The sequence below is a fragment of the Mesorhizobium sp. M7A.F.Ca.CA.004.04.2.1 genome, assembly GCF_004022825.1.
Classification (GTDB): Bacteria; Pseudomonadota; Alphaproteobacteria; order Rhizobiales; family Rhizobiaceae; genus Mesorhizobium.
In genome coordinates, this window is sequence record NZ_RZPH01001751.1 from 1 (window position 1) to 503 (window position 503).

Consider the following 503-nt stretch of genomic DNA (forward strand, 5'->3'; position numbering starts at 1 on the left):
TCGCTCCCCAGGCGGATATTGGAAAGAGGCGGCCCGCAACGGCCGCCTCTTTTGCCTGTGGAAACCGGGTATGGCCCGCATTAAGGGTCGTCGGATTTCGCGGGTATGATTATATAATCGGGAAACGAGTTCCCCGATGCGCTTTCCACCCGCCTTCCTCGACGAGATACGCGACCGCGTGCCGATTTCATCGGTGATCGGCCAGCGCGTTGCGTGGGACAGGAAGAAAACCAACGCGCCGCGCGGCGACTATTGGGCGTGCTGCCCGTTTCATGGCGAGAAGAGCCCGTCCTTCCACTGCGAGGACAAAAAGGGCCGCTATCACTGTTTCGGCTGTTCGGTTTCGGGCGATCATTTCAAGTTCCTCACCGAACTCGATGGGATGAGCTTTCCCGAAGCGGTCGAAAAGATCGCCGACATGGCCGGTGTGCCGATGCCGGTTCGCGATGCGCAGGAGGAGCGGCGCGAAAAGGAACGCGCCAGCCTGACAGACGTCATGGAGA

At 60.2% G+C, this 503-nt stretch carries 1 protein-coding gene; it reads left to right on the plus strand.

What is annotated here, in order from left to right; genetic code table 11:
• Positions 1-136 precede the first annotated feature (136 nt).
• Positions 137-503 (plus strand): CHC2 zinc finger domain-containing protein (locus EN893_RS37385; RefSeq protein WP_245490995.1); only part of this gene is annotated, 367 nt, incomplete at its 3' end.